At 64.0% G+C, this 25243-nt stretch carries 31 protein-coding genes, 1 tRNA gene and 2 pseudogenes; 17 read left to right on the forward strand and 17 right to left on the reverse strand.

Translation table 11 applies throughout. The annotated features are described in order from the left end of the window. Positions 1–59 precede the first annotated feature (59 nt). Both AArcSl_RS16265 and AArcSl_RS17515 read right to left on the reverse strand, forming a co-directional pair. On the reverse strand, positions 60–761 hold the full coding sequence (locus AArcSl_RS16265; RefSeq protein WP_119821493.1) for a bacterio-opsin activator domain-containing protein: 702 nt from the start codon (positions 759–761) through the stop codon (positions 60–62). Positions 762–976: 215 nt separating this feature from the next. Then, positions 977–1144 (reverse strand): annotated as a pseudogene (locus tag AArcSl_RS17515) (haloacid dehalogenase type II); the annotation flags it as partial. Between the two features lie 51 nt (positions 1145–1195). Here AArcSl_RS17515 and AArcSl_RS16275 point away from each other — a divergent pair. The 4 genes and pseudogenes from AArcSl_RS16275 to AArcSl_RS16290 all read left to right on the forward strand — a co-directional run bounded on the left by AArcSl_RS16275 (position 1196) and on the right by AArcSl_RS16290 (position 2862). After that, positions 1196–1645 (forward strand): hypothetical protein, encoded by a 450-nt coding sequence (locus AArcSl_RS16275; RefSeq protein WP_119821495.1) that lies wholly within the window; start codon positions 1196–1198, stop codon positions 1643–1645. A 48-nt stretch (positions 1646–1693) separates the two neighbouring features. Then, positions 1694–2047: pseudogene (locus tag AArcSl_RS16280) on the forward strand (NAD(P)/FAD-dependent oxidoreductase); the annotation flags it as partial. A gap of 183 nt (positions 2048–2230) precedes the next feature. Then, positions 2231–2473: an antitoxin VapB family protein gene (locus AArcSl_RS16285; protein WP_119822051.1), complete on the forward strand. Its 243-nt coding sequence runs from the start codon at positions 2231–2233 to the stop codon at positions 2471–2473. Next, positions 2470–2862: a PIN domain-containing protein gene (locus tag AArcSl_RS16290; RefSeq protein ID WP_119821497.1), complete on the forward strand. Its 393-nt coding sequence runs from the start codon at positions 2470–2472 to the stop codon at positions 2860–2862. The genes AArcSl_RS16285 and AArcSl_RS16290 overlap by 4 nt, the downstream gene beginning before the upstream one ends. 20 nt (positions 2863–2882) lie before the next feature. On the opposite strand, the gene AArcSl_RS16295 is transcribed toward AArcSl_RS16290, so the two are convergent. After that, positions 2883–3476 carry an NAD(P)/FAD-dependent oxidoreductase gene (locus tag AArcSl_RS16295; protein ID WP_119821499.1) on the reverse strand — a complete coding sequence of 198 codons (594 nt, stop codon included), beginning with the start codon at positions 3474–3476 and terminating at the stop codon, positions 2883–2885. 128 nt (positions 3477–3604) lie between these two features. On the opposite strand from AArcSl_RS16295, the gene bcp reads away from it, so the two are divergent. Then, entirely contained in the window at positions 3605–4066 is a 462-nt protein-coding gene (bcp, locus tag AArcSl_RS16300; protein WP_119821501.1) for a thioredoxin-dependent thiol peroxidase, read from the forward strand. 65 nt (positions 4067–4131) lie between these two features. Here bcp and AArcSl_RS16305 read toward each other — a convergent pair whose 3' ends face one another. Further along, on the reverse strand, positions 4132–4806 hold the full coding sequence (locus AArcSl_RS16305) for a DsbA family oxidoreductase (protein WP_394337325.1): 675 nt from the start codon (positions 4804–4806) through the stop codon (positions 4132–4134). Positions 4807–4909: 103 nt separating this feature from the next. On the opposite strand from AArcSl_RS16305, the gene AArcSl_RS16310 reads away from it, so the two are divergent. Both AArcSl_RS16310 and AArcSl_RS16315 read left to right on the forward strand, forming a co-directional pair. After that, a complete protein-coding gene (locus AArcSl_RS16310) occupies positions 4910–5263 on the forward strand; it encodes a DsrE family protein (RefSeq protein ID WP_119821503.1) in 354 nt (117 codons plus the stop codon). 389 nt (positions 5264–5652) lie between these two features. After that, a complete protein-coding gene (locus AArcSl_RS16315; RefSeq protein WP_119821505.1) occupies positions 5653–6765 on the forward strand; it encodes a DUF373 family protein in 1113 nt (370 codons plus the stop codon). Between the two features lie 15 nt (positions 6766–6780). On the opposite strand, the gene pyrE is transcribed toward AArcSl_RS16315, so the two are convergent. The 4 genes from pyrE to AArcSl_RS16335 form a co-directional block, all read right to left on the reverse strand. Beyond that, complete coding sequence (gene pyrE, locus AArcSl_RS16320; RefSeq protein WP_119821507.1) at positions 6781–7344, reverse strand: orotate phosphoribosyltransferase; 564 nt, start codon at positions 7342–7344, stop codon at positions 6781–6783. 81 nt (positions 7345–7425) lie between these two features. Beyond that, positions 7426–7905 (reverse strand): Tfx family DNA-binding protein, encoded by a 480-nt coding sequence (locus tag AArcSl_RS16325; RefSeq protein ID WP_119821509.1) that lies wholly within the window; start codon positions 7903–7905, stop codon positions 7426–7428. 105 nt (positions 7906–8010) lie between these two features. Continuing rightward, positions 8011–8499 carry a TRAM domain-containing protein gene (locus tag AArcSl_RS16330; RefSeq protein ID WP_119821511.1) on the reverse strand — a complete coding sequence of 163 codons (489 nt, stop codon included), beginning with the start codon at positions 8497–8499 and terminating at the stop codon, positions 8011–8013. A gap of 25 nt (positions 8500–8524) precedes the next feature. Beyond that, positions 8525–9340, reverse strand: a complete 816-nt coding sequence (locus AArcSl_RS16335; protein ID WP_119821513.1) for an aldo/keto reductase — start codon at positions 9338–9340, stop codon at positions 8525–8527. An 81-nt stretch (positions 9341–9421) separates the two neighbouring features. Here AArcSl_RS16335 and AArcSl_RS16340 point away from each other — a divergent pair, with 81 nt between their 5' ends. Beyond that, the gene (locus AArcSl_RS16340; RefSeq protein WP_119821515.1) at positions 9422–9829 is read left to right on the forward strand and encodes an SRPBCC family protein; all 408 of its coding nucleotides are present in this window, start codon (positions 9422–9424) and stop codon (positions 9827–9829) included. A 21-nt stretch (positions 9830–9850) separates the two neighbouring features. Here AArcSl_RS16340 and AArcSl_RS16345 read toward each other — a convergent pair whose 3' ends face one another. Beyond that, the gene (locus AArcSl_RS16345; RefSeq protein ID WP_119821517.1) at positions 9851–10819 is read right to left on the reverse strand and encodes an ROK family protein; all 969 of its coding nucleotides are present in this window, start codon (positions 10817–10819) and stop codon (positions 9851–9853) included. A gap of 90 nt (positions 10820–10909) precedes the next feature. Then, positions 10910–11368 carry a universal stress protein gene (locus AArcSl_RS16350; protein ID WP_119821519.1) on the reverse strand — a complete coding sequence of 153 codons (459 nt, stop codon included), beginning with the start codon at positions 11366–11368 and terminating at the stop codon, positions 10910–10912. Between the two features lie 310 nt (positions 11369–11678). Here AArcSl_RS16350 and AArcSl_RS16355 point away from each other — a divergent pair, with 310 nt between their 5' ends. After that, positions 11679–12053 (forward strand): CBS domain-containing protein, encoded by a 375-nt coding sequence (locus tag AArcSl_RS16355; RefSeq protein WP_119821521.1) that lies wholly within the window; start codon positions 11679–11681, stop codon positions 12051–12053. A gap of 58 nt (positions 12054–12111) precedes the next feature. Here AArcSl_RS16355 and hisA read toward each other — a convergent pair whose 3' ends face one another. After that, positions 12112–12840, reverse strand: coding sequence for a 1-(5-phosphoribosyl)-5-[(5-phosphoribosylamino)methylideneamino]imidazole-4-carboxamide isomerase (gene hisA / locus AArcSl_RS16360; protein ID WP_119821523.1), 729 nt, complete (start codon positions 12838–12840; stop codon positions 12112–12114). A 56-nt stretch (positions 12841–12896) separates the two neighbouring features. Here hisA and AArcSl_RS16365 point away from each other — a divergent pair, with 56 nt between their 5' ends. From AArcSl_RS16365 to hisB, 5 genes are all read left to right on the forward strand, one after another. Continuing rightward, positions 12897–13493 carry a DUF7474 family protein gene (locus AArcSl_RS16365; protein ID WP_119821525.1) on the forward strand — a complete coding sequence of 199 codons (597 nt, stop codon included), beginning with the start codon at positions 12897–12899 and terminating at the stop codon, positions 13491–13493. A 78-nt stretch (positions 13494–13571) separates the two neighbouring features. After that, complete coding sequence (gene prf1 / locus AArcSl_RS16370) at positions 13572–14822, forward strand: peptide chain release factor aRF-1 (protein ID WP_119821527.1); 1251 nt, start codon at positions 13572–13574, stop codon at positions 14820–14822. 79 nt (positions 14823–14901) lie between these two features. Continuing rightward, the gene (locus AArcSl_RS16375; RefSeq protein WP_119821529.1) at positions 14902–15231 is read left to right on the forward strand and encodes a cupin domain-containing protein; all 330 of its coding nucleotides are present in this window, start codon (positions 14902–14904) and stop codon (positions 15229–15231) included. A gap of 50 nt (positions 15232–15281) precedes the next feature. Continuing rightward, positions 15282–15965 carry a hypothetical protein gene (locus AArcSl_RS16380; protein ID WP_119821531.1) on the forward strand — a complete coding sequence of 228 codons (684 nt, stop codon included), beginning with the start codon at positions 15282–15284 and terminating at the stop codon, positions 15963–15965. Between the two features lie 39 nt (positions 15966–16004). Then, positions 16005–16592, forward strand: a complete 588-nt coding sequence (hisB, locus tag AArcSl_RS16385; RefSeq protein ID WP_119821533.1) for an imidazoleglycerol-phosphate dehydratase HisB — start codon at positions 16005–16007, stop codon at positions 16590–16592. A gap of 118 nt (positions 16593–16710) precedes the next feature. On the opposite strand, the gene AArcSl_RS16390 is transcribed toward hisB, so the two are convergent. After that, a complete protein-coding gene (locus AArcSl_RS16390) occupies positions 16711–17631 on the reverse strand; it encodes an oxidoreductase (protein ID WP_119821535.1) in 921 nt (306 codons plus the stop codon). Beyond that, entirely contained in the window at positions 17631–18029 is a 399-nt protein-coding gene (locus AArcSl_RS16395; RefSeq protein WP_119821537.1) for a cupin domain-containing protein, read from the reverse strand. The genes AArcSl_RS16390 and AArcSl_RS16395 overlap by 1 nt, the downstream gene beginning before the upstream one ends. Positions 18030–18105: 76 nt before the next feature. Here AArcSl_RS16395 and AArcSl_RS16400 point away from each other — a divergent pair, with 76 nt between their 5' ends. Further along, the gene (locus AArcSl_RS16400; RefSeq protein WP_119821539.1) at positions 18106–19296 is read left to right on the forward strand and encodes a CBS domain-containing protein; all 1191 of its coding nucleotides are present in this window, start codon (positions 18106–18108) and stop codon (positions 19294–19296) included. A gap of 39 nt (positions 19297–19335) precedes the next feature. Here the strand turns inward: AArcSl_RS16400 and AArcSl_RS16405 are convergent, their stop codons facing one another. The 3 genes from AArcSl_RS16405 to tnpA form a co-directional block, all read right to left on the reverse strand. Then, positions 19336–20988 (reverse strand): YegP family protein, encoded by a 1653-nt coding sequence (locus AArcSl_RS16405; protein WP_119821541.1) that lies wholly within the window; start codon positions 20986–20988, stop codon positions 19336–19338. A 458-nt stretch (positions 20989–21446) separates the two neighbouring features. Further along, a tRNA-His gene (locus AArcSl_RS16410) sits at positions 21447–21518 on the reverse strand. 175 nt (positions 21519–21693) lie between these two features. Continuing rightward, positions 21694–22137 carry an IS200/IS605 family transposase gene (gene tnpA / locus AArcSl_RS16415; protein WP_119821543.1) on the reverse strand — a complete coding sequence of 148 codons (444 nt, stop codon included), beginning with the start codon at positions 22135–22137 and terminating at the stop codon, positions 21694–21696. A 59-nt stretch (positions 22138–22196) separates the two neighbouring features. On the opposite strand from tnpA, the gene AArcSl_RS16420 reads away from it, so the two are divergent. After that, entirely contained in the window at positions 22197–22331 is a 135-nt protein-coding gene (locus AArcSl_RS16420; protein ID WP_119821545.1) for a ribbon-helix-helix domain-containing protein, read from the forward strand. Then, positions 22328–23686 carry an RNA-guided endonuclease TnpB family protein gene (locus AArcSl_RS16425; RefSeq protein WP_119821547.1) on the forward strand — a complete coding sequence of 453 codons (1359 nt, stop codon included), beginning with the start codon at positions 22328–22330 and terminating at the stop codon, positions 23684–23686. The genes AArcSl_RS16420 and AArcSl_RS16425 overlap by 4 nt, the downstream gene beginning before the upstream one ends. Before the next feature lie 12 nt (positions 23687–23698). On the opposite strand, the gene dnaG is transcribed toward AArcSl_RS16425, so the two are convergent. Continuing rightward, positions 23699–25150, reverse strand: a complete 1452-nt coding sequence (gene dnaG, locus AArcSl_RS16430; RefSeq protein ID WP_119821549.1) for a DNA primase DnaG — start codon at positions 25148–25150, stop codon at positions 23699–23701. Positions 25151–25243 lie beyond the last annotated feature (93 nt).

Consider the following 25243-nt stretch of genomic DNA (forward strand, 5'->3'; position numbering starts at 1 on the left):
CCCTCCCGCAGTGATCGGGGCTCCAAGGGCAAACGCCTGCTTCCTATGAAGATAGGTCCCTACCCGGAGTCGGTCCCGTCGAACAGCTCATCGAAGACCTTCTCCTGGGCCACGCGAACGTGCTGGCTGAACGTCGGCTGGGCGATCCCGAGCGCCTCGGCGCACTCCTCGGCGGTGCTCTTGCGTGGCCACGCGAAGTAGCCGCCGAGGTAGGCCGTCCGGAGTACCTCCTGCTGCTTTTCGGTGAGGCTCTCGGTCAACGCCACCCGCCCGCCGCTTTTCGTCCGGACGGGGACCTCCCGATCCGCGTCGCGCCTGGCGACGAGATCCACGCAGGCGTGCCGATCGCGGAACGTCTCGACCACGGATCGGACGTCGACGTGCGGGGGGACGCTCGCAACGACGTGCCCGACGCCGTCCTCGGCGGCGACCGAGCGTGCGATCGCCCCCGAGTCCGCCAGCGTTGTCGTGACGCACGGCCCCGAGACGACGAACTCGAACAGCCCGCCGTCGACGCCCCGGTTGACGAGCCTGGCGTCGACGATCCCGGGCGCGTCGGCCGCAAGCGAGAGCACCCGATCCGTCGGAGCGCCGTCGACGGTGAAGTACTCCAGGAGCTTGCCGTCGGAGCGTCGTACGAGGTGTTCGAGCCGGACCCGGCAGCCCGCGACGCCGGACGCCTCGATGAAAAAGCAGTCGCGGTCCCGGACCTCGAATTCCACCTGTACGGCGGAGTCTGTCGCCCGTACCGTCGTTGCCATAAGAGTAGGTAACGTGAAACATTCCCCTAACCGTTTCGGCGCTTCGCGGCGGACGTGCAAGACCAGCCGGACGGATGTGGGAGAACGATCTCGCAGACGGTCAGATACCGAGTTTCACCCCGAGTTCGGGCAACGACTCGATCGTGAGGTCCGGTTCGCCGTCGAACGACTCCCACGGCGTTTTTCCGGTCGACCCACATCCCCTGCATGCCGGCGTATTTCGCGACGAGCGTGTACTCCAGCGACCGCGAACGCCAGAGCTTCGAGATCGGCTCCGGGTCGGGGACGCGGTCTGCGAGCGCTTACTCGGCGGCGTCGATGTCGACGAGCGTGCTGTACGAGTCGAATGTCACCTTCCGGACCCGCTCCGTGTCCAGTGTCACAGGGGAACACACGCGGGTGGCCTCTTTATATCATCCAGCCGTTCACCCAGTATGGTCTCGAACACTCGCCTGTACGGTGCCGCGATCGCGTTTGCGTCCGGACTGTACTCGATCTGGAGCGCGTCGCTCGCCTCCAGGATGGTCGCGAGCGCCTGGCTGATGTTGATTCTGGGGGCCGTCGTACTCGTCCACGGGGCGGTACTGCTCACGACGTACGCGGACCGACTCGGCGACGCGAGCGGGCCACTGATGATCGCGTACGCGCTCGTGATGTTCGTGAATCAGGCGCTGCTCGGCGCGGGAGTGATGGACACCGGCGGGGGGATGGGCGCAGACGGGATGTCGACAGCCGACGGGATGGCCACGACCGGCATGGGCGGCAGCGGGATCACCGCCGGAATGGGGTGGGACGCAGGCATGGTCGCGCTGGCGCTGTTGATGCTCGCGAGCGGGGTCATCATGACTCGCGGGAGCGGAGAGGCCGGCAACGGCGGAATGTGAACGAGGGACAGACCACTCGAAGAGAGCGGCATTGCAATCGCGTTCCCCACCGGGATGAACGACGTCCGGCCGGATCCGCCCCTCCCCCGGACGGGGCGAGGACTCCACTACTGTCTGCACTGTGACGCGTACATGTTTGTCGACCAGTCGGTGTACGTGATGGGCCACTCCGAAAGCGCGGCCCACGTCGCCGCGATCGTGCTGAATTTCACCGATAACGTCGACCTGCTCACCCGCGAGGAGGAGCCCGAGTGGTCCGAAGAGACCGCCGACATGCTCGAGACCCACCCGATCGATGTGATCGATGCGGACGTCACCGGCGTCCGGAACGGCGAGGACGGGTGGCTGGAGGCGCTGGAGTTCGCGGACGGGGAGACCCGGGAGTACCGGGGTGGGTTCGCTCCGAGGAGGTGCCGGGAATCCCCGCCGAACTGCTGGAGCAGGCGGTCGCGTTCCACACGTACGATTGAGTTCCGCACGGGCGAGATCGGGTGTGACCCGGGCTCGGACGTGGAGAACGCGATCCAGTCGCCACCGGAGGTTCGCCCCAGATATTTATATGTACACACACAACTGTGTATTGAGATGGCGACCAAAACGATCTCCCTCGACGAGGAGGCCTACGAACGGCTCAAGGCCCACAAGCGGGAAGGTGAGTCGTTCTCCGAGGTCGTAAAGCGGATCGCGGGCGAGCGCTCGTGGAAGGAGGTGGCCGGTATCCTCTCCGAAGAGGAGGCCGAAAAACTCGAAGCGGCGATCGAAGAAGGTCGGGAACGCTCCCGTGAACGCCGCGAACGTCTCGAATCTGACCTGCGGAGTGACGAATGATCGAGGACACGTCGTTCATCATCGACATCCTATACAACGACCCCGACGCACTCGCGTATCTCGACCTCGTCGAGAAGGAGAACCGTCCCGAAAAGATCGCCTCGATCACCGCCCTCGAACTGTACGAGGCAGTCCCACAGGTATCGGTTCCCGAGGAGCGTCGAGGGAAGATTCTCGACGTGCTCGATACACGCCACGCCGTGGCCGCCGACGAGACGGTGATGCGGAAAGCGGGAAAGATTTCGGGAGAACTCAAATCCCGGGGTGAGGAAATCGATCGCGAGGACTGTATCATCGGCGCGACCGCATTGCTCAACGACGAGCCAGTCCTCACCCGGAATAACGATCACTTCGAGCGGATAGACGGTCTCGACGTCGAAACCTACTGAAGGGCGTTACGGCTCTGGGTTCACTCCTCCTCACCCGGACCGAACAGCGCCTCGGCGTCGACGGGCACGTCGAAGTCGTGGAAGTGCTCGCCCTCCTCCTTTGAGAGGATATTCAAGGCGGCGGCGGCGCCGTCGCCGGCAGAGATAACCGCCTGCCACTCCTCGGCGCGGACCATCGCGCCGGTCGCGTAGGCGTTCTCGACGCTGGTCTCCATCGTCACGTCGACGTCGACCACGCCGTCCTCGAAGTCGCAGCCGAGCGACTCAGCCAGGTCACGGTTCGCGCCCGTCGCGAGCACCAGGTAGTCAGCTGTGAGTTCCCCCTCGTCGGTTTCGACGGCGAACCCGTCGTCGGACGCGGCGACGTCGGTTACTTCCTCGCCTTGACGCCTGTCGACGCCGAAACTGTCGACCTGCGTGCGGGCAGTCTCCATAAACGCCGACCCGTCGACGGAACCGACGCCGAGGTAGTTGAACAGGTGTGCCTTGTGCATCCAGGTCCCGTCGGTGTCGAAGACGGTGGTTTCGAGGCCGTTCTTCTGGGCGAACAGGGCGGCGCTCAGGCCGGCCGGACCGCCGCCGACGACGGCAACATTCGTGTTACTCTTACTCATACAGTTTTCGTATCGGCTGGACGACCAAAACGTTGACCCGCTCGGGCGAGACGACCATGAGAGCCCGCTTGGAAGGAGCAGTGACGCCCGACCGAACACCCTAAGCGGCTGCCGGCACCAGTAGAGATATGCTCGAAACAGACGACGACGCACCCGATTTTACCCTCGAAAACCAGCATGGCGACCCGGTCACGCTGTCGGAAATCGACGCTGCGTACACGGTCGCGTATTTCTATCCCCGGGCGGATACACCCGGCTGTACGACAGAAGCATGTGGCTTTCGCGACGAGTGGGACGCGTTCGACAACGCAGACGTCGCAGTCGTGGGGATCAGCGACGATCCAGTGGCGGACCTCGCCGACTTCGCCGAGAAGTACGAGCTCCCGTTCGACCTCCTGTCCGATCCGGACGGTGAAGTCGCTTTAGCCTACGACTCCTACGGCGAGAAGAACATGTTCGGGAACACTTTCGACGGCGTCTTCCGGAACACGTATGTCGTCGATGAAAGCGGTGAAATCGTACTGACGTACAAGGGCGTCTCACCCGAGGAGCACGCCGAGGAAATTCTCGAAGACATCGACTCGCTGTAGGCAGCCCGACTTCGAGCCTTCGCCGTGCCGACCTCATCCCCTTATCGGGGGATGCCCCGTCCGGCTCAGGTTCCGTCGACGAGTCGTTCGAGTTGTTCGGGCGGGACTGCCCCCCGGGCGGCGTGCTCACCGGAAGCGAACGTCGGCACCGCGGTGACGCCGTGTCGCTGGGCCTCCTCGAACGCCTCCCGGAGACGATCCCGATACGTCTCGTCCGTGACCGCCGCCCGGATTTCGTCGGGATCGAGGCCGACCTCTTTGGCGAGATCCGCCAGCACGTCGATGGTACCGACGTCGCGACCGGTGACCCACAGAGCGACGAAAATCGCCTCGTCGAATGCGAGCCAGTGGTCAGGATACTCCGAGGCGACGTACAGGGAGGCCACCTGGGCGTCGAAAGAGTCGATACCCTCGGGGATCTCCTCGAGGTCGAGCATTTCGTCTGCGCCGTACCGGTCCCGGAGTTTGTCGACGTTGCGTTGGACCTCCTCGTAGTACGCGTCGTCCTTCCCGTCGTCGAGAGAGCCGTCTATTTCGCCGTCGGGACCCCGCTTTTGTGCCCGAAGATCGAACGGGTGCCAGTCGATCTCGAGTTCCGCGGCCCGTTCCTCTCGGTACTTCTCGAGTGATTTCCGACCCAGATAACAGAACGGACAGACGTAGTCCGAATACACTGTGATTGTCTCCCCGTTCCCCACGGCTGTTTTCTCCTCCGTCGACTCCTCGTTTCGACTCACGATAGCGAGGATACGGATCGATCACGGATAAAGCAACCTCGAGCGCGCAGTCGCTGCACACAGTCGCCGTGGGGATATATCAAGGGACAGCGTATCCGAAAATGCAATGTCGAAAACAGCAGTTGTTATCCTGGCAGGTACAGATTCACACGCCGACGTCGGCCGTCTCGTGAACGGTCTCGAGACCGCAAAGGAGTTCGCCGAAAACGGTGACGACGTGGAACTCATCTTCGACGGCGCGGGAACCCAGTGGATCCCCGAACTCGAAGACGAGGACAGCGACTATCACGAACTCTACCAGTCAGTCCGCGACAATGCGGCTGCCTGCGACTTCTGTACCGGGGCCTTTGGCGTCGATGACGCCGTAAACGACGCGGGCGTCGTCCGTCTCGACGATCACGACGGCCACCCGAGCATCAGGTCACTCGTCTCGGAGGGCGCTGAAGTCATCACCTTCTAAACGCCCACCTTTTGCTGCGGTCGCTCGCTCCCTGCTGTCGCTCGCGGTCAACGATCAATCGACTCCATGAGGAGTTAATTGGCTCCCCGAATCCACGAGAAGACAAGCGGCAGTACCCGATAGTTTCCTTTGAAAAACAAGCAGAAATACTTATGGAAGAGTTAAAAGTGCGAGCAATAGTACCGGCGGCGAGCGGAGCGAGATTCGAGCGAAGCGAGGCGCGAGTGAAACGAGCGCCTCGAAACGTGAACGGGGAGCGCAGCGACCCGTGAGCGGAGCGAGAATCTCGAAAACGCGAACGGCGAAGCCGTGAGCGAAGCGAGCGAGGCCCCCGTCAAAAAAGGTGGAGGTACAAGACATTTATCTCGTCGTGTGGTATGAGTCAGTGAATGCTGCTGATCCTCTGTGTCGACCTGGACGACGACCTCGGCCGGAAGACCGGGCTGCAGACGCCGGTGATCGGCCGCGACGAGGTCGAGCGTTCAGCCGTCGCACTCGCGACGGTCGATCCGGAGGATTCCGACGTCAACGTCCTGTTTCAGGGCGTCCACCTCTATGACGAGCTGGTCCATCGGGAGGAGCAGGAGGTCGAAGTCGCTGCCGTCACCGGCGTCGAGGGAAAAGACGTCGCCGCCAACCGCGCAGTCGGCCGGGAAGTCGACCGGGTCCTCGCGGAGCTGGAAACCGGCGAGGAGGTCCACGCGATCGTGATCACCGACGGCGCACAGGACGAATCGGTGCTGCCGGTGATCCGCTCGCGGATGCCGATCGACGGCGTCCGCCGGGTCGTCGTCCGGCAGGCGCAGGACCTCGAATCGATGTACTACACGATAAAGCAGGTACTCGCGGACCCCGAGACTAGAGGGACAGTGCTCGTGCCGCTGGGGATTTTGCTGTTGATCTACCCGTTCGTGGTGATCGCCGGGCAGTTCGACGTCGGGGGCGCGGTCGTGTTGGGGCTTATCTCGGCGTTGCTGGGCCTGTACTCGCTGTTCCGCGGGCTGGGGCTGGAGACGACGATCGACGCGGTCGCCGAACGCGTGCGGTCGGGGCTGTACGCCGGTCGGGTGACGCTCATCACCTATGTGGTCGCGCTCGCGCTGCTGGTCGTGGCGGGTGTGCAGGGCTACGAAACGGTGGGGAACGTCTCGACAGCTATCGAGGACACACCACTGGCGGTCGCATTCGCGGCGTTCGTCCACGGCGCGATCCTGTGGGTCGCCGCGGCAGGACTCACCTCCAGCCTCGGCCAGATCACCGACGAGTATCTCTCGGGGCGGTTCCGGTGGCGCTACCTCAACGCGCCGTTTTACGTGATCGCGATAGCGATGGTCGTGTACGCGCTCTCGGGCTTTTTCCTCCCCGACGCGCCCGGTGTCACCACTGTGACGCTTTCGGAGCTCGCGATCGCGCTCACCGCCGGGACGCTTCTGGGTGTGCTCTCGACGCTCACGTTCGCGGTCGCCGAGTCGAGGACTCCCTCGACTGCGGAACCCGCTTGAACCCGTGGAGATCGATCAGTCGCGATCCGCGAGCAGCTCGGTCGCGGTGAGCAACGACTCGAGTTCGATCCCGTGATCCGCCAGCAGTTCGCTCGCCCCCTCCTCTCGGTCGACGACGACGAACACCCGGTCGACGGTCGCGCCGGCCTCCCGGAGCGCTTCGACCGCAGAAAGCGCCGACCGGCCGGTGGTCGCGATGTCCTCGATGACGATCACCTCCGCTCCGGGGCCGAGTCGCCCTTCGATCCGGTTGCCGGTGCCGTATTCCTTGGTCTCCTTGCGGACGATGACGTACGGGCGACCGAGTTCCGTCGCCGTCACCGCGACCAGCGGTACCGCTCCGAGCGCCACACCCGCAAGCGTCGCGTCGGTGTCGGCGAGCCGGTCCGCAAACGCCGACGCGACTGCCTCCAGACAGTCGGGATCCGTCTCGAAGAGGTACTTGTCGACGTAGTAGTCGCTCGTGCCTCCGTGTGAGAGTTCGAACTCGCCGAACCGGACGGCGTCGGCCGCCCGGAGCGCAGCCACGAGTTCGCGATCGGTGCCGCCGTCGGTTCGGAAGGTGTCGGAATCGGTCATTGTCCAATCCAGACGCAGGTGGAGCCTAAAAGCGCCGCGGACGGGCCGTGGTCGGCCGGGAGTGGACCGTAGACGCGAACGTCACTCCGTTCGGACCTGAACGGACCCGTCTCCCGTGACGCCGACCAGCAGCTCCCGCCGGACTTTCCGCCCCTGGACGGCGTCGCCTGCGGCGTCGCTGATCGCCTTCATCAGGTCCGGCGCGGTGCGGTTCACCTTCACGCCGGCCTCGTCGCAGGCGTCGTACACCCGGTTCGGGATGTCGTACAGGTCGGTTCCCGTTTCGATCCGAACCTGCACCGGGGCGGTCAGCGCCTCCGCGAAGCTGACGGTCTCGTGTGCCTTCCTGACGTTCTCCCGGGCGCTGGCCTCGACGCTGGAGACGTTCGCCCGCGAGGTTCCGAGGCGGGTCGCGATGTCGGCCTGTCGGAGCCCTCGCTCCCGGAGCGCAAGCACTTCGGCCTGCCGCCTGGTAAGGATGTTCTCGTCGGGATCGAATCCGAGCCGCTCGAGCAGCTCGTCGACGTCGACGTCCGCGGCGTCACCGGCGTCGTCACTCATACCTGCAGGTTTGTGGGGTGTATTAAAAAAGGCAACCGAAACAGCAGGTGTCGTCCGTCCGAGAGTGCCGACTGTCCGCACCGCCTCGGGAACTGCGCGGTCGCGTTAGCCGCCCCAGAAGTTCTCCCGGCTCCCGAGCCGCTCCCGGCTGGACGACGTCTCGTCATCGTCCGCCGACTCTCCGTCGTCAGCTCCGTCGTCAGCTCCGTCCTCGTCGTCCACCTCGGCCTCGTCGCCCTCGTCGTCCTCCTCCGACTCCAGCGGGAGCCGTTCGACGACCTCCTTTGCAGTGGCGTGGTTCGACTTCACCCGATCGATCCGCACTTTCGCCCTGGCCTCCGGCAACAGTCCGTCGATCAGGACGATGAACCCGTCGTCAGTCCGACCGACGCCGGCGCCGCTCTCGTGGATGTCGTCGACTTCGACGAGGACCTCCTCGCCCGGCTGGACCGGCTGTTGTTTCAGCTCGGAGATGGGCATGTTGTAGTGATTGCACCACTCGGCGCCCCCGCGATCTCCGTAGTGCTGGCATCCCATTCCCTGGATTCGTTCCTGAAAACTCGGGCAGTCGTCTGCGAGCGGACAGTTCGGCATGTCTACCGGTAGGCAACGGAGCGGTCTAAACGTTTCCGGCCTCGTTCCAGGGCGCCTGTTCGAAGTCGACGATCCGCTCTTCGGTTTCGATGGCGTCGATTCGGGCGAGCGCGTCGTGGTCGAGATCGAGTTCCCGGGCCGCCCAGTTCTCTTCGATGTGATCGAAACTCGCGGCCTTCGGGATCGGGGCGACGTTCTCCTTCGAGAGCAGCCACGCCAGACTCACCTGGGCGGGCGAGGCGTCGTACTCGTCGGCGATCTCCCGGAGCGTGTCGTTTTCGGCCACCCGATTCCGAGCGATCGGGGAGTACGCCACCAGCCAGTGGTCGTCTTCGACGGCGATCTCCCTGAGTTCCCGCTGCTGGAGCAGCGGATGACACTCGACCTGGTGGGCGAACACAGAGCTCTCGAGCCGGTCGATCGCCGCCTCGAGCTGGTCGGGACGGAAGTTCGAGAGGCCGACGTGCTCGATCACGCCCTCCTCGACGAGTCGATCCAGCGCCGGCAGCGTCTCGTCGGGGTCGTACGTCCGGATCGGCCAGTGGACGTACAGCAGATCGATCGTCTCGACACGCAGCCGCTCGCGGCTCTCCGTTGCCGTTTCGATGACGTCGTCGTATCCGAGGTTGTCCGTCGAGAGCTTCGTCGCCACGAACAGCTCGTCGCGGTCGACTCCCGACCGCTCGATCCCGTCGGCGACGGACGCCTCGTTGTCGTATCCTTGCGCCGTGTCGATGTGCCGATAGCCGACGTCGATCGCGTGGGCGACAGCCGCCGCACACTCTTCGGGGTCCTCGAGCTTGTACGTCCCGTAACCGAGCCGGTCGAAGGTTCCGCTCATGTGGCCCAATCGGCACGGATGCCGTGTATATCTATCGTCAGCGGGGTTGTACTTAAGTGAACGCTCGTCGGAGGGAAGGGCATGCGCGAGGTCACCGTCGAGGGGTTCGTCCGGGAGTCGCCGCCGTCGATAAAGCGGCATCTCACCCCCGAACGGGTCGTCGAATACGAGGGGAGTTTCGAGGTCGACCGCGTGGAGACGGCCGGCGAGGCGACCCTGGTGACGGCGACGGGGCCGGGGCTCTCGATGACGCTGCGGTTCGAAACCCGCGACGGGCGGATGTACTACACGCAGGAGGGAGAAACCGGCCCGTTCGCGGCGATGGAGACGTGGATCGATGTCGAACCGGAAAACGAGGGCTCCCGGGTGCGGTTCACCTCCGCGGTGGAGCTGTCCGCGCCGCTACCGTTCGGGGATCGGATCGCCGCCTGGAAGCGGAAGGGGGAGCTGAAACGGGCGATACGGTCGCTGCGCGAGGACGTCGAGTGAGACCGAGATTCCGCCGCGTGGCTACAGCCGGGAGCGGTCACCCGTCCCGCCGGTGAGCGCGCTGGCGAGCGCCCCCTCGACGACGACGTCGTCGCCCAGGTCGGTGAGGCGGATTTCGGGAACGTTTATGAACACCATCTCCTCGAGTCGCTCGCGGATCGGCTCGAACACGCGGTCGGGATTGTTGAGCGCGACCGCGCCGCCGACCGAAATCACCAGCGGCGCGTACGCGTGGATGACGTTCGCGACGCCCATCGTGTTCCAGTGGGAGAACTGGTTGAGCACGTGGTCGGCGAACTCGTCGTCCCCGGCGTGAGCGAACACGTCCGCCGCCGAAAACTCGGGGTTTTCGACCTCCAGCGCCGTCTCGATCGGGTCCTCGGCGTGGAGTCGGCGGGCGTACCGGGGAATGTTGTTACCCGAGCAGTAGGCTTCCCAGTGGCCGTCCTTCCCGCAGCCGCAGGTCATGAATCCGGTGGGATCGATGGTCATGTGGCCGACCTCGCCGGCGTTGCCGTCCCAGCCGTCGAGCACCTCGCCGTCGACGCACACGCCCGCCCCGATCCCGGAGGAGATGGTCAGATACACCATGTCGTCGGGGTTCCGGTCGGAGTGGAACCGCTCGCCGATGACGCCGGCGTTCGTGTCGTTGTGGAGGTACACCTGGTCGGTGTCGAGCAGGGTCGACAGGGGACCGGTAAGCGGAATCCGGCCGATCGCGTCCGGCAGGTTCGCCGGGTTCTCGACGGCGCCGGCCGCCAGATCCAGCGGCCCGATCGAGCCGATCCCGGCCGCGACCGCCGACGAAGGTTCCACACCCGCCTCGGCACACGCCTCCCTGACCAGGTCGAGCACTGCCTCCGTGACTGCGATCCCGGACGGACCTTGCGGCGTGGGACCCTCGGCGGAGCCGAGGACTGTCGCGTCGTCGTCACCGACGACGGCCCTGACGTTCGTCGCTCCCAGGTCGACGCCCACGTAGTAGGCCATCACCAAAAGGAGGCAGCCGATGTGACTTAAGAAGGACGTTTCACGTCGATGCGTTCGAAGGGAGCCGGCGACGCCAGAAGAAAAGAGATCTCACAGGGTGTCGTTGCGGACGAACGTCACCGGGCACGGCGAGGAGAGCATCACTTCCTGTGCGACGCTCCCGAACACCGCCTTGCCGGTCGGCGAACGGCGCCGGCCGCCGACGACGACGCTGTCGGCGCCGACCTCGCTGGCGAGCCGCACGATCTGGTCGCCCCGGTCGCCCACCGCACCCCGGATCTCGACGTCTATCCCAGCCGCCTCCAGTTCGTCAGTGAGCTCCCGGATCAGCGAGTGGCGGCGAACCACGTCGGTGGGGAACACCTCGCCGTTGTCCGGATCGAATCCGAGTTTCACGGCGAGCTCGTCGTAGGCGTCCTGATCCAGGACGTGGGCGATCACGACGGTGGCGTCGTTCGGTTCCGCGAGTTCGATCGTCTCTTCGGTCAGTCGGTCGATACGGTCGGCTTCGTCCGGCCCGATGGCCAGGAGGACTGTGTCTATTGCCATGTCGATTAATCGTACGTCTCGGAGAGGGATAAGTTTGGTGGAGAATTTACTCGGTTTAGAATAAAAATCTTTCAGGGTCTGTAATGCCCATATTCGGGAGACACAGATATATGGGTGGTAACACTCCACACGAAAGTAAGGGAGGATAATCCAGGATATAACACATTTATTAGTTGTTCTGCCGAGTGTGTTCCCGTCGAAAAGGAGTAGGACGGCAATGGGAACGCGGCGGCGAGGTGATCGCGCTGGGGTCGCCGTCAAAACGGCAGCAAAGGAAACACCGATACCGGAGGATTCCCTGGATGGTGGTATGAACAGCCAGAACAGAACGCGCGTCAGAGAGGTAATGTCGACACCGCTGGAAACCATCGCACCGGACGCCTCCGTCCCCGAAGCCGCAGAGAAGATGCACGACCGCGAGATCAACGCGCTGGTCGTGCGGACCTCGCCGCGGTCGATCGTGAGCAGTTCGGACATCATCGCCGCGGTCGCGCAGGGTGAAGACATCACGCAGCTCGCGGTCTCGGACGTGATGACCACTGACGTGGAGACGGTGACGCCGGACCTCTACATGGAAGAGGTGGCGGCGATGATGACGACCTACGGGATCAAACACCTCCCGGTCGTCGACGACGACTACGTGGGGATGGTCTCCTCGACGGACGTGACGGCACACCTCTCGTGAGAACGTGACTGCCCACTGTTCTCGAGACGGTCGGGGAAACGAACGATCGGGTACCGATCTATCGGACAGCAGCCATCGCTTCCTCGAGCGTGAACGCCCCCTCGTAGAGTGCGGTGCCGACGACGACGGCAGCCGCCCCCGCCTCCTTTAAGGTACGGACGTCGTCGACGCTCGCGACCCCGCCGCTTGCGACCACCGGGATCTCGACTGCGCCTGCAACCCGGGAGACCAGCTCCGCGTTTACCCCCTCGAGCTGTCCCTCGACGTCGACGTCGGTAAACAGGACCGCGCCGGCCCCGAGCGCCTCGTAGCGCTTTGCGGCCTCGGCGGGGTCCAGCCCCGTCGACTCCGTCCAGCCGGCGACAACGACTTCCTCCCCTTTCGCGTCGAGGCTCACCATCACGCGACCGGGATGTGTCTCCGAGATCTCTTCGACGATGTCGGGGTTCTCGACCGCGGCAGTTCCGAGGATCACCCGATCGACCCCCAGATCGAGCAACTCCCTGGCGTCGGCGGCGGTCCGGATCCCCCCACCGAGCTGGAGGTCGACGTCGACCGCCTCGATGATCTCCGCGAACGCGTCGGCGTTGACGCGCTCGCCCTCGAACGCGCCGTCGAGATCGACGAGATGGAGCGTTCGCGCGCCGGCATCGATCCACCGGCGGGCGGCCTCGGTGGGATCGCCGTACCGCTTTTCGGTGCCGCGCTCGCCCTGGACGAGCTGGACGACCTCGCCGCCGGAGACGTCGACGGCCGGAACGACTTCGAATTCTGAAAACGGACTCATTCGGACGGAACGAGGAACCGCGGAACCTATATTCGTTGCCTTCGCAGGGGCCAAGCGTGCCGCGCTTCCAGTATCCGTGCCCGGGCTGCCGGACCACGAACAGCCTCCACCAGCAGGGCTGCTCGTTCGAGGGCGCCGACTGGAGCGCGATCGAGAAGGCGTACACCGACCTGATCGCCGTTCTGTCGGATCCGGACGCGGCGCCGCTTTCGGAGGCCGACCTGCGCGAGGTGGTCCACGGCGAGTGGAGCGGGCTGTACAAGGCCGCCCTGGGCGTGCTCCGTCGCGAGGGGCGCGTCGTCGAGGACGACGGCGAGTTGCGGCTGCTCACGGCCGCCGAGTACAAAGAGCAGGTTTCCGAACCGGACCGGGAGCCGCTGCGAACGATCTACGAACACGGCTCCGTGCCCGGGTGTCACGACAACGCCGTCTTCGCGATGATCGCCTGGTACGAGATGGTCGGGCTCTCGTGGGCCGAGACGAAGGAGAACGTGATCGAGTGGCTCCGGACCTCCGGGGCGTGGGACCGCGGCGGGTTCGAGGAGTCGTCGCCGGAGGAACTCGTCGAGAGCAAGCGCCACGTCTACGAGGCCGGCTACGGCTGGAAAGAGAAGGCGCAGGCGGCAAAACGCGTCATCGAGCGTCATCGGTAGCTCTCCTCCCTCCCCCGCCGTTTCACTCTTCGCCGGGTGTCAAAGCATACTTACCGTCAGCCCGGCGAATACCTGGTAATGAGCACCGACGTAGAGGAGCCCGGCGAAGACCGGCGGAAGTACGAGTTCCGCAAGGTCATCGAAGAGCTCCAGGAGTACGAGGGATCGGGCACCCAGCTCGTCACCATCTACATCCCCGAAGATCGGCAGATCGCCGACGTCGTCGCCCACGTCACCCAGGAGCACAGTGAGGCGGCAAACATCAAATCCAAGCAGACCCGGACGAACGTCCAGGACGCGCTCACCAGCATCAAGGACCGCCTGCGCTACTACGACACCTATCCGCCGGACAACGGGATGGTGATTTTCTCGGGCGCGGTCGACAGCGGCGGCGGACGCACGGAGATGGTGACCCGGACGCTGGAGTCGCCCCCAGAGCCGGTCCAGTCGTTCCGCTACCACTGCGACTCCGACTTCCTGACGGGACCGCTCGAGGAGATGCTGATGGACAAGGGGCTGTTCGGGCTGATCGTGCTCGACCGCCGGGAGGCCAACGTCGGCTGGCTGAAAGGCAAGCGCGTCGAGCCGGTCAAGTCCGCCTCCTCGCTGGTCCCCGGAAAGCAGCGCAAGGGTGGCCAGTCCGCCCAGCGGTTCGCCCGCCTGCGCCTGGAGGCGATCGACAACTTCTATCAGGAGGTCGCCGAGATGGCCAACGAGCTGTTCGTTCCGGAGCGTCACGACCTCGACGGGATCCTCGTCGGCGGTCCCTCCCCCACGAAAGACGAGTTCCTCGACGGCGACTACCTCCACCACGAGATCCAGGACAAGGTGCTCGGGAAGTTCGACGTCGCCTACACCGACGAGTCCGGCCTCCACGACCTCGTCGACGCCGCCGACGAGGCGCTTGCCGATCAGGAGGTCGTCAAGGACAAACACCAGATGGAGGAGTTCTTCGAGAACCTCAACACCGGCGAGGAGGCGACCTACGGGTTCGAGCAGACCCGCCGGAACCTGATAATGGGATCGGTCGACCGGCTGTTGATCTCCGAGGACCTCCGATCGGACGTCGTCGTCTACGAGTGTCCGAACGGCCACGAGGAGTACGAGGTGGTCGACAGCCGCCACTCGACGCCCGACCACGAGTGCAGCGAGTGTGGTGAACCCGCCGAGGTCCAGGAGCGCGAGGACGTCATCGAGCACCTGATGGCGATCGCCGAACAGCGCGGCACCGAAACCAAGTTCATCTCCACCGATTTCGAAAAGGGCGAACAGTTGCTGGACGCCTTCGGCGGCGTCGCCGGAATCTTGCGGTACTCGACGGGGATCTGATCGCGGCAGTGGGCCGGAACCTGATCGCGACAGTCGACCGGTGATCACTTATAAACCGTCGGAGCGCGATCACCACACCATGTCCCTCGACAGATACGCATCCGCGCTCGCCGATCTCGACCCCGACGAGGGCGAGGTCGAAACCGCCGAACTCGTCGTCACCGACGACGTGCTCGTGAAGGCGTTCGCGCTGGGGGCCGGCGCGGAGCTCGAACCCCACGAACACGCCGACAGCACCAACGTCTTCCACGTGCTCGAGGGGGCCGTCACCGTCCTCCAGGGCGAAGAGAAGGAGTCGGTCGCGGCCCCCGGCGTCGTCCTCCACGAACGCGGCGTCGATCACGGCGCTCGAAACGACACCGACGAGACCGTGGTGTTCACCGCGAGCCTCTGTCCGCTGCCCGGGTGAGCGGTTTCCGCCCCGACAAAGCATTTACCGGAGTCGACCCGACATCCGATATGAACCGTCGAGCCCTCCTCGTCTCGCTCGGTGCGGCCGGATCCGGCATCGGGAGTGCCGGCTGCGTCGGACGGATCCCTGGCGTCGGCGACCCCTCGCTCGACGTCTCGTTCGACGCGGAGGTCCGTCGTTCGTTCGGTGACGACGGCCCCGCCCAACTGACGTTGACGTTTGCGAATCGCACCGACGCGCCGCTGCTGTTGCGCCCCGGCGTGATGCAGGGGATCCCGGGGCCGTTCACCGCGATCCGGGGGCGCCGTCGAGCGGACGACAGGGAACTGCTCCTTTTTTATACGGGAATCGATCTGGACCGGTACGTACTGTGTGCGGACGTCGATCGAACGCCCGTTCCCGACGAACCGGTCGACGGATGCTGGCGTCCGGTCTGTCGGGAGGGACTGGAGATCATCACTGCCCACGGCCCCATCGAACTGGAACCCGGCGAGGAGCTGATCGGCGAGTACACTGTGCTGGACGGTTTCGACGACGGCTGTCTCCGACCCGGTACATACGAGTTCGATGACAGCACCGCGATCGGCCGCGCCGTCCCCGGCGAGGGGGAGTTCGAGTCGGAAGCGGTATCGCTCGAACGACGGCTCGCAGTCGCCGTCGAAGAGAAAGGCAACGTCTCCGTGACGGCGTCAGCCATCGTTGGAGAGTCCGAGGAGGGCCAGTCTCGATGAAAAGGTGGTATTTTACCGCCAGGGAGCGTCGGGGCCTCCATGAGCGAGCGACGCGCCGCCGTCTCTCGGGAGACGGCCGAGACTGACGTGGAGGTGACCCTCGTCGTCGACGGCGACGGCGAAAGCGAGATCGACACCGGCGTGGGGTTTTTCGATCACATGCTGGCGTCGTTTTCGAAACACGGGCTGTTCGATCTGACCGTCCGGTGTGACGGCGACCTCGCGGTCGACGACCATCACACCGTCGAGGACGTCGCCATCGCACTCGGGGAGGCGTTCGCGGAGGCGCTTGGCGACAAGCGGGGCATCGTCCGGTACGCCGACCGCCGGGTCCCACTGGACGAGGCGGTCGCGAGCGTCGTCGTCGACGTCTCCGGTCGCCCGCGGTGGTACTTCGAGGGCGCGTTCTCCCAGGAGCAGGTCGGCGGGTTCACCAGCGACATGGCCCGTCACTTCGGCGAGTCGCTCGCCGTGAACGCCGGACTCACCGTCCACGCGGGCGTCGATGGGGAGAACGCCCACCACGAGATCGAGGCGCTATTTAAATGCCTGGCGCGGGCGCTCGACGACGCCACCCGGATCGACGAGCGACGGAGCGACACGCCGAGCACGAAAGGGGAACTATGACGAGAACGGACGGCGCCGGTCTCTGGATGGGCAGCGACGCCGCCGAGAAAGCGAGAGAGGTCAAAAAAGAGATGAAACGGGACGTCGGCATCCGGCGAGGATAGCCTCGGCCGCGCTCTCACTCGAGATCGAACTGGACGCCGGTGAGTTCCTCGGAAAGCTCCCACAACCGACGGGCGGTTTCCCGGTCGTACGACCGCTCGGAGGATTGCTGTCGTTCGGGCGGCCCCCGCATGTTTAAAAGGCCGCCCGGGCCGTAGTACTCTCCCCCCTCGACGTCGGGTGCTGTCGCAGCGTACAGCGTCGGCAACGCACCGTCCGCGGCCGGCTGGGCGAAGATCGCGTTCGCGACGCGCATCATCGCTTTCCGAACCGGAGAGCCGGCCAGCTCCGGGCCCCGCGACTGCAGGCTGGTGTCGGCGTACCCCGGGTGAACGCCGACGCTTGTTATGCTGGTATCAGCGTCCTCCGCCCGCCGGTCCAGTTCGTAGGCGAACAGCAGATTCGCGAGCTTCGACTGCGCGTACGCGTCCCACTTGCCGTACGACTTCTCCCCGTGGAGGTCCTCAAAGTCAATCTCGCCCCGTTCGTGCATGCCGCTGGAGACGGTAACCACCCGAGCCTTGTCGGCGAGGTCCGAACAGAGCACCCCCGTGAGCGCGAAGTGGCCGAGGTGGTTGACGCCGAACTGTTGCTCGAATCCCTCATCGGTCTCGTGTCTCGGGATTCCCATGATTCCGGCGTTGTTCACCAGGACGTCGATCGGGCGGTCGTCGGGCGCCAGCCGGTTCGGGAACGACCTCACCGACTCGAGATCGGCGAGATCGAGCCGTCGGACCGCGAGGTCGACGTCGCCCGCCGCCTCCCGGATCTCCTCGGCTGCAGCTTCGCCCCGGTCGAGGCTCCGGCACGCCATCACGACCCGGGCGCCCTCGCGTGCGAGCACCGACGCCGCCTCGAACCCGATCCCGCTGTTTGCGCCCGTGATCACGATCCGTCGGCCTGTCTGGTCCGGGACATCTTCGACGCTCCAGCCCATTATTCGACCAGTTCGATCGCGTCGTCGCCGTTCGGAACCGCACACAGGAACGCCCCCTCCTCGTCGCCGTCGTTTCGGTACCAGTGGACGGTTCCCGCGGGGATCAACAGGGCGTCGCCCGCCGAGACGACGTACTTCTCCGTGTCGGCTCCCTCGCCGATGCCGACGGTGTACTCGCCTTCGAGGACGTACTGTTCGTGCTCGACCTCGTTTGTGTGTTTCGGCACTTCTGCGCCGGGGGCGAGCGTGAACCGCCGGATCGCGAAGTTCGGTGCCCCGTCGGACTCGTCGATCAGGACGCCCTTGGCGAGACCGTCGGCGGCGTCGACAGGTTCGTCGGTCACGTCGGCTGCGCGCTTGACGACCGGATCGACGTTTCGGGCGGATGTGTCGTTCATACCGACTACTGGTCCCCGACGACCAAAAATCCGGGTACCGGCACGCTTTTAAGGTTCGTCGGATCGAAGTCCCACTATGCGCGGTATTCACATCGGGAGCGCGTTCGGCATTCCCGTCAGGCTCAACTGGACGTTTCTCATCATTCTCCCTATTTTCGCGTACATTATCGGCGCGGACATCGGTCTGATTGCGGAGGCGCTCAACGAGTTGTTCGCGGCGGACATCGACGTCGCCCAACTCGAAAACGGGATGACCCAGTGGGTGCTCGGGCTGGTCGCCGCGATCGGGCTGTTCGTCGGCGTGTTGCTCCACGAGTTCGGCCACTCGCTGGTGGCGATGCGGTACGGCTACGAGATCGACTCGATCACGCTGTGGCTCCTGGGCGGGCTCGCGAGCTTCACGGAGTTCCCCGAGGACTGGAAACACGAGTTCTGGATCGCCATCGCCGGCCCGGTGGTCAGCGTCGCCGTCGGCGTCGTCTCGTACGTCGGGTTCCTGTTGACGCCGTCGGGACTGGACGGCGTGGCGTTCGTGCTGGGCTATCTGGCGCTGCTCAACGTCGTGCTCGCGGTTTTCAACATGCTTCCGGGCTTCCCGATGGACGGCGGTCGGGTGCTCCGTGCGCTGCTGGCGCGCAAGCGCCCACACGCGCAGGCGACCCAGATGGCCGCCGAGGTGGGGAAGATCTTCGCGTTCGTGCTCGGACTGCTCGGACTGTTCGCGTTCAACGTGATCTTGATCCTGCTCGCGTTCTTCATCTACATCGCCGCCTCCGGGGAGGCCCAGCAGACCCTCCTCAAGGCCACCTTCGAGGGCGTCTGTGTCCGCGACGTGATGACGCCCAGGAGCGAACTCAAGACGGTGACGGAAACCGAAACCGTCGCAGAACTCTTCGAACGCATGTTCCGGGAGCGTCACACCGGCTATCCGGTCGTCCGCGGCGGGGAACTCGTCGGTGTCGTGACTCTCGACGACGCAAGCGACGTCAAGGAGGTCGAACGCGACGCCTACCGGATCGAGGACGTCATGTCGACCGACGTGACGACGATTCAACCCAACGAAGATGCGTTGACCGCCCTACGAACGATGCAGGAGAACGGCGTCGGCCGGCTGCCAGTCGTCGACGAGGAGGGAACCCTGGTCGGTCTCATCTCCCGGACCGACCTGATGACCGCGTTCGACGTCATCCGGTCGGGCGGGTCCGTCAGCCCATTCGACGGGGAGAACATTCCGGCACCGTTCGACGCCAGTAACCCGTCGAAGTGACGCAGGGGCCAGGGACCGAGCGTGACGCTATTTCCGGCGTTACGCTTCGACTTCCTCGTCGCCGGCGCCGGGCGCGTGTCGCTTCACCCGTTCGACCGCCTCGATGCAGCCGGATCGTGAGGCGTACCCCTCGCCCGAATCGGCGATGATATTGCCGTTCCGGTGCCGCAGCCGCCAGCGCCACTCGCCAGCGGCGTCCTCGTACACCTCGAACGCGGCGCGTTCGACGTCGAGGATGTCCGCTTCGGGGGCGTACTCGCGGATGCGATCGACAGCCTCGATGCAGCCGGACCGGGAGGCGTACCCTTCCCCCGAGTCGGCGATGATGTTGCCGTTCTGGTGTCGCAGCCGCCAGCGCCACTCGCCGCCTTTGTCCTCGTACACCTCGAAGACAGCGTCGGTGTTCGTTTCCTCCTCCGGTTCGGTACCCGGGTCGAGGATCGGTGCCTCGTTGACGTTTGTCCGGACGCTTTCGAGCCCGTTTCGGGCGTCACTGCGTCGGGTGTATCCCTGACCGGAGTCGGCGAGGATGTTCCCGTTCTCGTGGAGGAGCCGCCAGCGGTACTGGCCGGCCCGGTCGCGGTACACCTCGAACGCCGCCGGGTCGATGTCGAGGTAATCCGCTGCCGAGACGTGATCGCGAACGTTTCGCATCGCCCGCCGGGCGTTCGACTTGGAGGCGTATCCCTCCCCCGAGTCGGCGATGATGTTGCCGTTCTCGTGTCTGAGCCGCCAGCGCCATCGACCGCCCTCGTCTTCGAACACCTCGTAGGTGGCCGCGCTCTCGAGGTCCTCCTCGACGCTGGGAACCGCGATGTCGGGTTCGTCGGCGTCTTCGGGCACCGGCTCGCCGTCCTCGGTCGTCGTTTCGACGGCCTCGGACTCGAGCCGCAGGACGCCCGCGCCGAGCGCGTTCCGCATCACGCTGTGCATTCCCTGCTGGCACTTCTGGCGGGAGCTGTATCCCTGGCCCGCAGCGGCGATCACGTTTCCGTTGCGGTGCCGCAGCCGCCAGCGGTGCTTTCCGCCCCGATCCTCGAACAGTTCGAACCTGGCGCTCGAACTGTGCAGGGCCTCGATCTCTGCCTCCCGTTGTGAGAGTTTCTCCTCGATCTCCGCCAGTTCCTCCTGTCCAGCCGCGAGATCGCCCTCGAGTTCCTCGGCGCGGGACGTCGACTCCTCGGCCCGTGCCGAGGACATCTCGAGTTCCTGCCGCTGTCGTTCCGTCGTCTCGGTGAGTTGCGCGTGCTCGTCGTACACCGGGTCGGTCCACAGCGGAACGACGGTGCCGGCGAGCCCGATGACGATCAACCCGACCGCGTACACGCCGATGATGTCGGCTCGCCCGGTCGCACGCGGCCACCCGTCGGGAAACACCGACAGGAACCAGACGACCGCGACCACCGAAAGCAGCCCGCCGACGACGGCGAGCCACATCGCCGTGCGTCGCAGCGGGAACCGTATCACCGCGCCGAGCATGATCAACGGCGGTGCGAGCGCCGCCAGCGCGTACCCGATCCCACGTGACATCGTCTGGGCGTCCGTGAAGGCGAAGACGACTACGCCGAGCAGGCCGGCGATGACGCCCAGTAAGAACAGCCAGTATCCGAAGATTTCGTCGTCCGTTCTGGCCGTCCCGATCCGGTTGGTGTACAGCGACTGAAGTGTTCCGGACGGTTGTTGATCCGACATGTATGGGAGATGAACTGCCAGCTATATACCAGTATGCACCCGGTTGAAACTGGTTCGTCTCCTCCCTCCGGTCGTCGTCAGAAGGTCCGGGTGCGAGAATCGAACCACAGTCGATCGCTTCCTTCCTCGGTTCGCTCGGAAGACTGCGCTCTCCCTGATTCGATCTCGCCTTCCGGCTTTCTTCGTCACTTCGTTCCTCAGAAAGTCCGGGTGCGAGAATCGAACCGGAGCCAGACGGTCGGCCTCGCTTCGCTCGGCCGCTGCGACTGGCAGGGTGCTATCTCGCCTTCCGGCTTTCTTCGTCACTTCGTTCCTCAGAAAGTCCGGGTGCGAGAATCGAACCGGAGCCAGACGGTCGGCCTCGCTTCGCTGCGCTCAACTGCGCGGGCTGCCTCTTCCAAGGCCCGATTCTCTTCAAGTGGGACCTTCGACTCCTCACATTCGTTCGTCGTCAGAAGGTCCGGGTGCGAGAATCGAACCCGCGTCTCAGCCTCCACAAGGCTGAAGGATAACCACTACCCCAACCCGGACACGCACTTCAACGTACGCCGGCTGGACGGCATATACGTTACGGAACGGAAAAGCGATCTACAGAGAAAGCAGGCAGAGTGCCTCGGGGTCGTCCGAAAATCAGAGATTTTCGGGATCACGAGAATCTCCGATTCTCGAACGACTTGACCCCGAGGGTGAATGCCGTAAGCTCCATTAGACGTGTTCAGTACGTTCGATATACTGTTCAATCGTCTGGCTAGATACCTCACCAGCCGTTCCAATGTAGTACGATTCTTCCCAGAATCCGCCACCCCAGAAGTAGTTTTCCAAAAGAGATTCGTGTTGCTGCCACATCTCTCTAGCTGTGATGCTCTTGACTTTTCGTGCAATTTCACTCGGGGAATGTTTTGGATGTGCTGAAAGAAACAGATGTACGTGGTCGGCTGAGATATGTAATGATAATATCTCGTAGCCGTACTCGTCACACACGTCTCTGAACGCTACTTCTAGCGACTGTTCTATCTTATCAAGCACCGGGTGGCGATACTTTGGACATTGCAAATCTCCGATTTGCAAGCAGTCAATCTTCGATTGACGACACCACACAAAATGGTAGTTGATATTGTATACTGTGTGATTTGACCGTGTTTCGCCCATACCGGCTAGAGTCATGGTAAAAACTTAAGTATATCCGCATCTAAGTATATGATGTAGAGATGACCAAACGCCTCACCGTAGACTTCGAGGACGATTTGTACAAGGAGTTCTCGAAGAAGTGCATCGACGCTGAACGTCCAAAGTCAGAAGTCGTGCGTGAACTCGTTCAAGACTGGGTAAACGACCAAGAATGACACAGATACAGGCTCTCACGAAGACACTCGTGTTCCCGCTGGATATGCAGAGTGGCAACGAGAGCCTGCTTCACGATGCCCGCTTGGAATGTCGTCGCGTGTTCAACGAGGTGCTACGCCTCAACTACGATGGATGGGACTGGAACGAGATAGAAGACGTTGTTGAGCAGAACGCAGACCTTGTTCAAAACACCGCACAACGCATCATCGACAAAGCCTTTGACGCACTCAACAACTACTACGACAACGACGACTGGGGTCGTCCGTGGTACAAACACGAGACGTTCCCCTTGCGGATGAACTACGGCGAAGGCTACAACCTCTTTCTCGAAGACGAAACGATTCGGTTCCGTATCAGTGCAAAACCGTACAAACACGTCAAAGGCGAGCTTCGCGGCACGACAGATCAGTTCGACCTGCTCACACAGGCGATGAAAGACGATCACTGGCACGTTGGCACTGCCGAGGCACTTGTCCGAAACGGACGCGAAGAATTGCACGTCACCGTCACCAACGAAACTGCTGAAGTAGGTACAAAAGCAGCGGCAGAAACGGTCGTTGGCGTCGATATTAACGAAGACTGTGTTGCACTGGCGGCACTGACTGAACACGGAATCGAAGACTCAATTGTTCTCGACTACCCGGAAATCAAGGAACAACGCCACCGCTACTTCACGATGCGGAAGCGGATGCAGGAAGCCGGACAGACTGCGTTCAACGACGTGTTCTGCGACAAGGAGCAACGGTTCGTTCACGACCAGCTACACACGGTTTCACGGCGCGTAGTCGAGTGGATTCAGCAGTTCAACAGTCCCGTGATTGTCTTTGAAGACCTCAAAGACATGAGAGACGACATTGAGTACGGGACTCGACTGAACCGGCGACTCCATTCACTGCCGTTCGCCAAACTGCGCGACTATATCACGTACAAGGCGGCATGGCAGGGTATTCCGTCAGACGATGTTGACCCTGAGTACACCAGTCAACGGTGTCCTGTCTGTGGACACACAGAACGGGGGAACCGCCACAAGAAACGGTTCAAATGCCGTGAGTGCGAGCATCAAGACCACGCCGACCGTGGCGCTGGTGTGAGTGTCGCGCAGAAGTGGCTGAGAAAGCAAGAAGACAGAAATGTGCCTGCTCTCAACACACTCCCACAGGTTCGAAAGTGGGAGTTGCGACAGCAGGCATCGGGGCCTGTGAACGGCCCGACCGTGACCCACCACACCGTTGAAGGCTATCAAACCGAGGGTGTGTCGGGTGTGTCCGACCAATCCACGGGAAGAAGCTCCGGGGTCGTACGGAAGACACAGTCTTCCGTGATGACGAGAGACGAAGTCTCTCGAACCACTTGACCCCGGAGCAGTTCACGCTTCCACGAGCAACTGATCCGCAGTCAACACCCGCGTCCCGATCGGCTTTTTGACGTAGTCGCCGGCCGATCGGGCCACGAGCTGGTCGACGCCGCGCTGGGCCGCCACGTCGAGGAGTCGCTGGGTCGCCTCCCCGTCGACGACCATCGCGTGTGGCGCCGTCTCCCGGCGTTCGACAGCGTCGAACGCGTCGTCGCCGTCGATTTCCTCGAGGAGTTCGAACTCCGCATCGAGCAATCTAGCGAGCCCCGTCGATTCCGCGATGACCTCCTCGACGTGGCTCCGGAGCGTTCGGGGTCCGTCTTCGGACACCTCCTCGTCGGACTCGGTGGGCGCTGCTTCGGTCGTCTCGGGTTCCCCGTCAGCTACCGGTTCTTCGCCGTCAGCTACCGGTTCTTCGCCTTCCTCGGGGGTCTCGACGTCCAATTCCGTGACGTCGGGTTCTGCCGGGTCAGGCTCCACCGCCGGGGCGACTTCGTCAACGGTTTCGACATCGAATTCGGCGGTTTCGACCGCCTCGTCCGTTTCCTCATCGGTTTCTCCCTCGTCGGTCGGTTCAGGGGCCGCCGGGTCAGTCGGAACCCGCGACCCCGACAGAGGGTCCGTGCCGTCCCCCTGCAGTGAGAGCCGGGCGTTGGGTTCGTCGGCGATCTGGGCGTACGGCACCTTCGCCCGGAGGGCGTCCATGACCTCCGTCCGGTCGAGTTCCTCGACGGAGCGGCCCGCCGGCGCGAACGTCACGTAGTCGACGCTGCCGATCTGGGCGAGCTCCTGGAGGATGAGCTCGCCGCCGCGGTCGCCGTCCAGAAACGCCGTCACTGTCCGCTCTTCGGTGAGGTCGGCGATCACGTCCGGGACGTTGGTCCCCTCGACCGCGATTGCGTTTTTGATGCCACACTGGAGCAGCCGCCCGACGTCGGCCCGCCCCTCGACGACGATGACGGCGTCGGAGTCGTGGACGCGGGGACCGGCAGGCAGCCCCTCGTATTCGTCGATGTCGTCGATCCGGGCAGACTCGCGGACCTCCGCGAGGATCTCCTCGCTTGTGATGATCGACTCGTCGAACCCCTCCGCGAGCAGTTCCTTGGCCCGGTCGACGACCGCCCGGCGCTTGGCCGCACGGACGTCCTCGATGTCCGTCACTTCGATGTGGGCGTGGCACGGGCCCACACGGGTGATCGTCTCGAGCGAGGCCGCCAGGATCGCCGTCTCCGCCTTGTTCAGGCTGGAGGCGATCGTCACCTCGCCGAACGACTGGCCGTTCTCCGATTCGATCTGTACGTCGATGCGACCGACCTTCGAGGCCTGCTGGAGCTCCCGGAGGTCCAGCTCCTCGCCGAGTAGCCCCTCGGTCTGGCCGAATACCGCGCCGACAACGTCGGAACGTTCGACGACGCCGTCGGCGGCGATGGTCGCGTGAATGAGATATTTTGCTGTGTCGTTCATGGATGTGTCCCCCTCGGCGCGCGAGGCGGTGTGAATGTGGGTGATGTGATGATAGTGTGGCTGTCGCGGTGTGAATCGCCGCGGCAGTCCCGG

Source organism: Halalkaliarchaeum desulfuricum, assembly GCF_002952775.1.
Classification (GTDB): Archaea; Halobacteriota; Halobacteria; order Halobacteriales; family Haloferacaceae; genus Halalkaliarchaeum; species Halalkaliarchaeum desulfuricum.

Excerpts from the sequence above, each read along its gene's own strand:
- AArcSl_RS16265 (WP_119821493.1), bottom strand. The coding sequence starts at position 761 with ATGGCAACGACGGTACGGGCGACAGACTCCGCCGTACAGGTGGAATTC.
- AArcSl_RS16275 (WP_119821495.1), top strand. The coding sequence starts at position 1,196 with ATGGTCTCGAACACTCGCCTGTACGGTGCCGCGATCGCGTTTGCGTCC.
- AArcSl_RS16285 (WP_119822051.1), top strand. The coding sequence starts at position 2,231 with ATGGCGACCAAAACGATCTCCCTCGACGAGGAGGCCTACGAACGGCTC.
- AArcSl_RS16290 (WP_119821497.1), top strand. The coding sequence starts at position 2,470 with ATGATCGAGGACACGTCGTTCATCATCGACATCCTATACAACGACCCC.
- AArcSl_RS16295 (WP_119821499.1), bottom strand. The coding sequence starts at position 3,476 with ATGAGTAAGAGTAACACGAATGTTGCCGTCGTCGGCGGCGGTCCGGCC.
- bcp (WP_119821501.1), top strand. The coding sequence starts at position 3,605 with ATGCTCGAAACAGACGACGACGCACCCGATTTTACCCTCGAAAACCAG.
- AArcSl_RS16310 (WP_119821503.1), top strand. The coding sequence starts at position 4,910 with ATGTCGAAAACAGCAGTTGTTATCCTGGCAGGTACAGATTCACACGCC.
- AArcSl_RS16315 (WP_119821505.1), top strand. The coding sequence starts at position 5,653 with ATGCTGCTGATCCTCTGTGTCGACCTGGACGACGACCTCGGCCGGAAG.
- pyrE (WP_119821507.1), bottom strand. The coding sequence starts at position 7,344 with ATGACCGATTCCGACACCTTCCGAACCGACGGCGGCACCGATCGCGAA.
- AArcSl_RS16325 (WP_119821509.1), bottom strand. The coding sequence starts at position 7,905 with ATGAGTGACGACGCCGGTGACGCCGCGGACGTCGACGTCGACGAGCTG.
- AArcSl_RS16330 (WP_119821511.1), bottom strand. The coding sequence starts at position 8,499 with ATGCCGAACTGTCCGCTCGCAGACGACTGCCCGAGTTTTCAGGAACGA.
- AArcSl_RS16335 (WP_119821513.1), bottom strand. The coding sequence starts at position 9,340 with ATGAGCGGAACCTTCGACCGGCTCGGTTACGGGACGTACAAGCTCGAG.
- AArcSl_RS16340 (WP_119821515.1), top strand. The coding sequence starts at position 9,422 with ATGCGCGAGGTCACCGTCGAGGGGTTCGTCCGGGAGTCGCCGCCGTCG.
- AArcSl_RS16345 (WP_119821517.1), bottom strand. The coding sequence starts at position 10,819 with ATGGCCTACTACGTGGGCGTCGACCTGGGAGCGACGAACGTCAGGGCC.
- AArcSl_RS16350 (WP_119821519.1), bottom strand. The coding sequence starts at position 11,368 with ATGGCAATAGACACAGTCCTCCTGGCCATCGGGCCGGACGAAGCCGAC.
- AArcSl_RS16355 (WP_119821521.1), top strand. The coding sequence starts at position 11,679 with ATGAACAGCCAGAACAGAACGCGCGTCAGAGAGGTAATGTCGACACCG.
- hisA (WP_119821523.1), bottom strand. The coding sequence starts at position 12,840 with ATGAGTCCGTTTTCAGAATTCGAAGTCGTTCCGGCCGTCGACGTCTCC.
- prf1 (WP_119821527.1), top strand. The coding sequence starts at position 13,572 with ATGAGCACCGACGTAGAGGAGCCCGGCGAAGACCGGCGGAAGTACGAG.
- AArcSl_RS16375 (WP_119821529.1), top strand. The coding sequence starts at position 14,902 with ATGTCCCTCGACAGATACGCATCCGCGCTCGCCGATCTCGACCCCGAC.
- AArcSl_RS16380 (WP_119821531.1), top strand. The coding sequence starts at position 15,282 with ATGAACCGTCGAGCCCTCCTCGTCTCGCTCGGTGCGGCCGGATCCGGC.
- hisB (WP_119821533.1), top strand. The coding sequence starts at position 16,005 with ATGAGCGAGCGACGCGCCGCCGTCTCTCGGGAGACGGCCGAGACTGAC.
- AArcSl_RS16390 (WP_119821535.1), bottom strand. The coding sequence starts at position 17,631 with ATGGGCTGGAGCGTCGAAGATGTCCCGGACCAGACAGGCCGACGGATC.
- AArcSl_RS16395 (WP_119821537.1), bottom strand. The coding sequence starts at position 18,029 with ATGAACGACACATCCGCCCGAAACGTCGATCCGGTCGTCAAGCGCGCA.
- AArcSl_RS16400 (WP_119821539.1), top strand. The coding sequence starts at position 18,106 with ATGCGCGGTATTCACATCGGGAGCGCGTTCGGCATTCCCGTCAGGCTC.
- AArcSl_RS16405 (WP_119821541.1), bottom strand. The coding sequence starts at position 20,988 with ATGTCGGATCAACAACCGTCCGGAACACTTCAGTCGCTGTACACCAAC.
- tnpA (WP_119821543.1), bottom strand. The coding sequence starts at position 22,137 with ATGGGCGAAACACGGTCAAATCACACAGTATACAATATCAACTACCAT.
- AArcSl_RS16420 (WP_119821545.1), top strand. The coding sequence starts at position 22,197 with ATGACCAAACGCCTCACCGTAGACTTCGAGGACGATTTGTACAAGGAG.
- AArcSl_RS16425 (WP_119821547.1), top strand. The coding sequence starts at position 22,328 with ATGACACAGATACAGGCTCTCACGAAGACACTCGTGTTCCCGCTGGAT.
- dnaG (WP_119821549.1), bottom strand. The coding sequence starts at position 25,150 with ATGAACGACACAGCAAAATATCTCATTCACGCGACCATCGCCGCCGAC.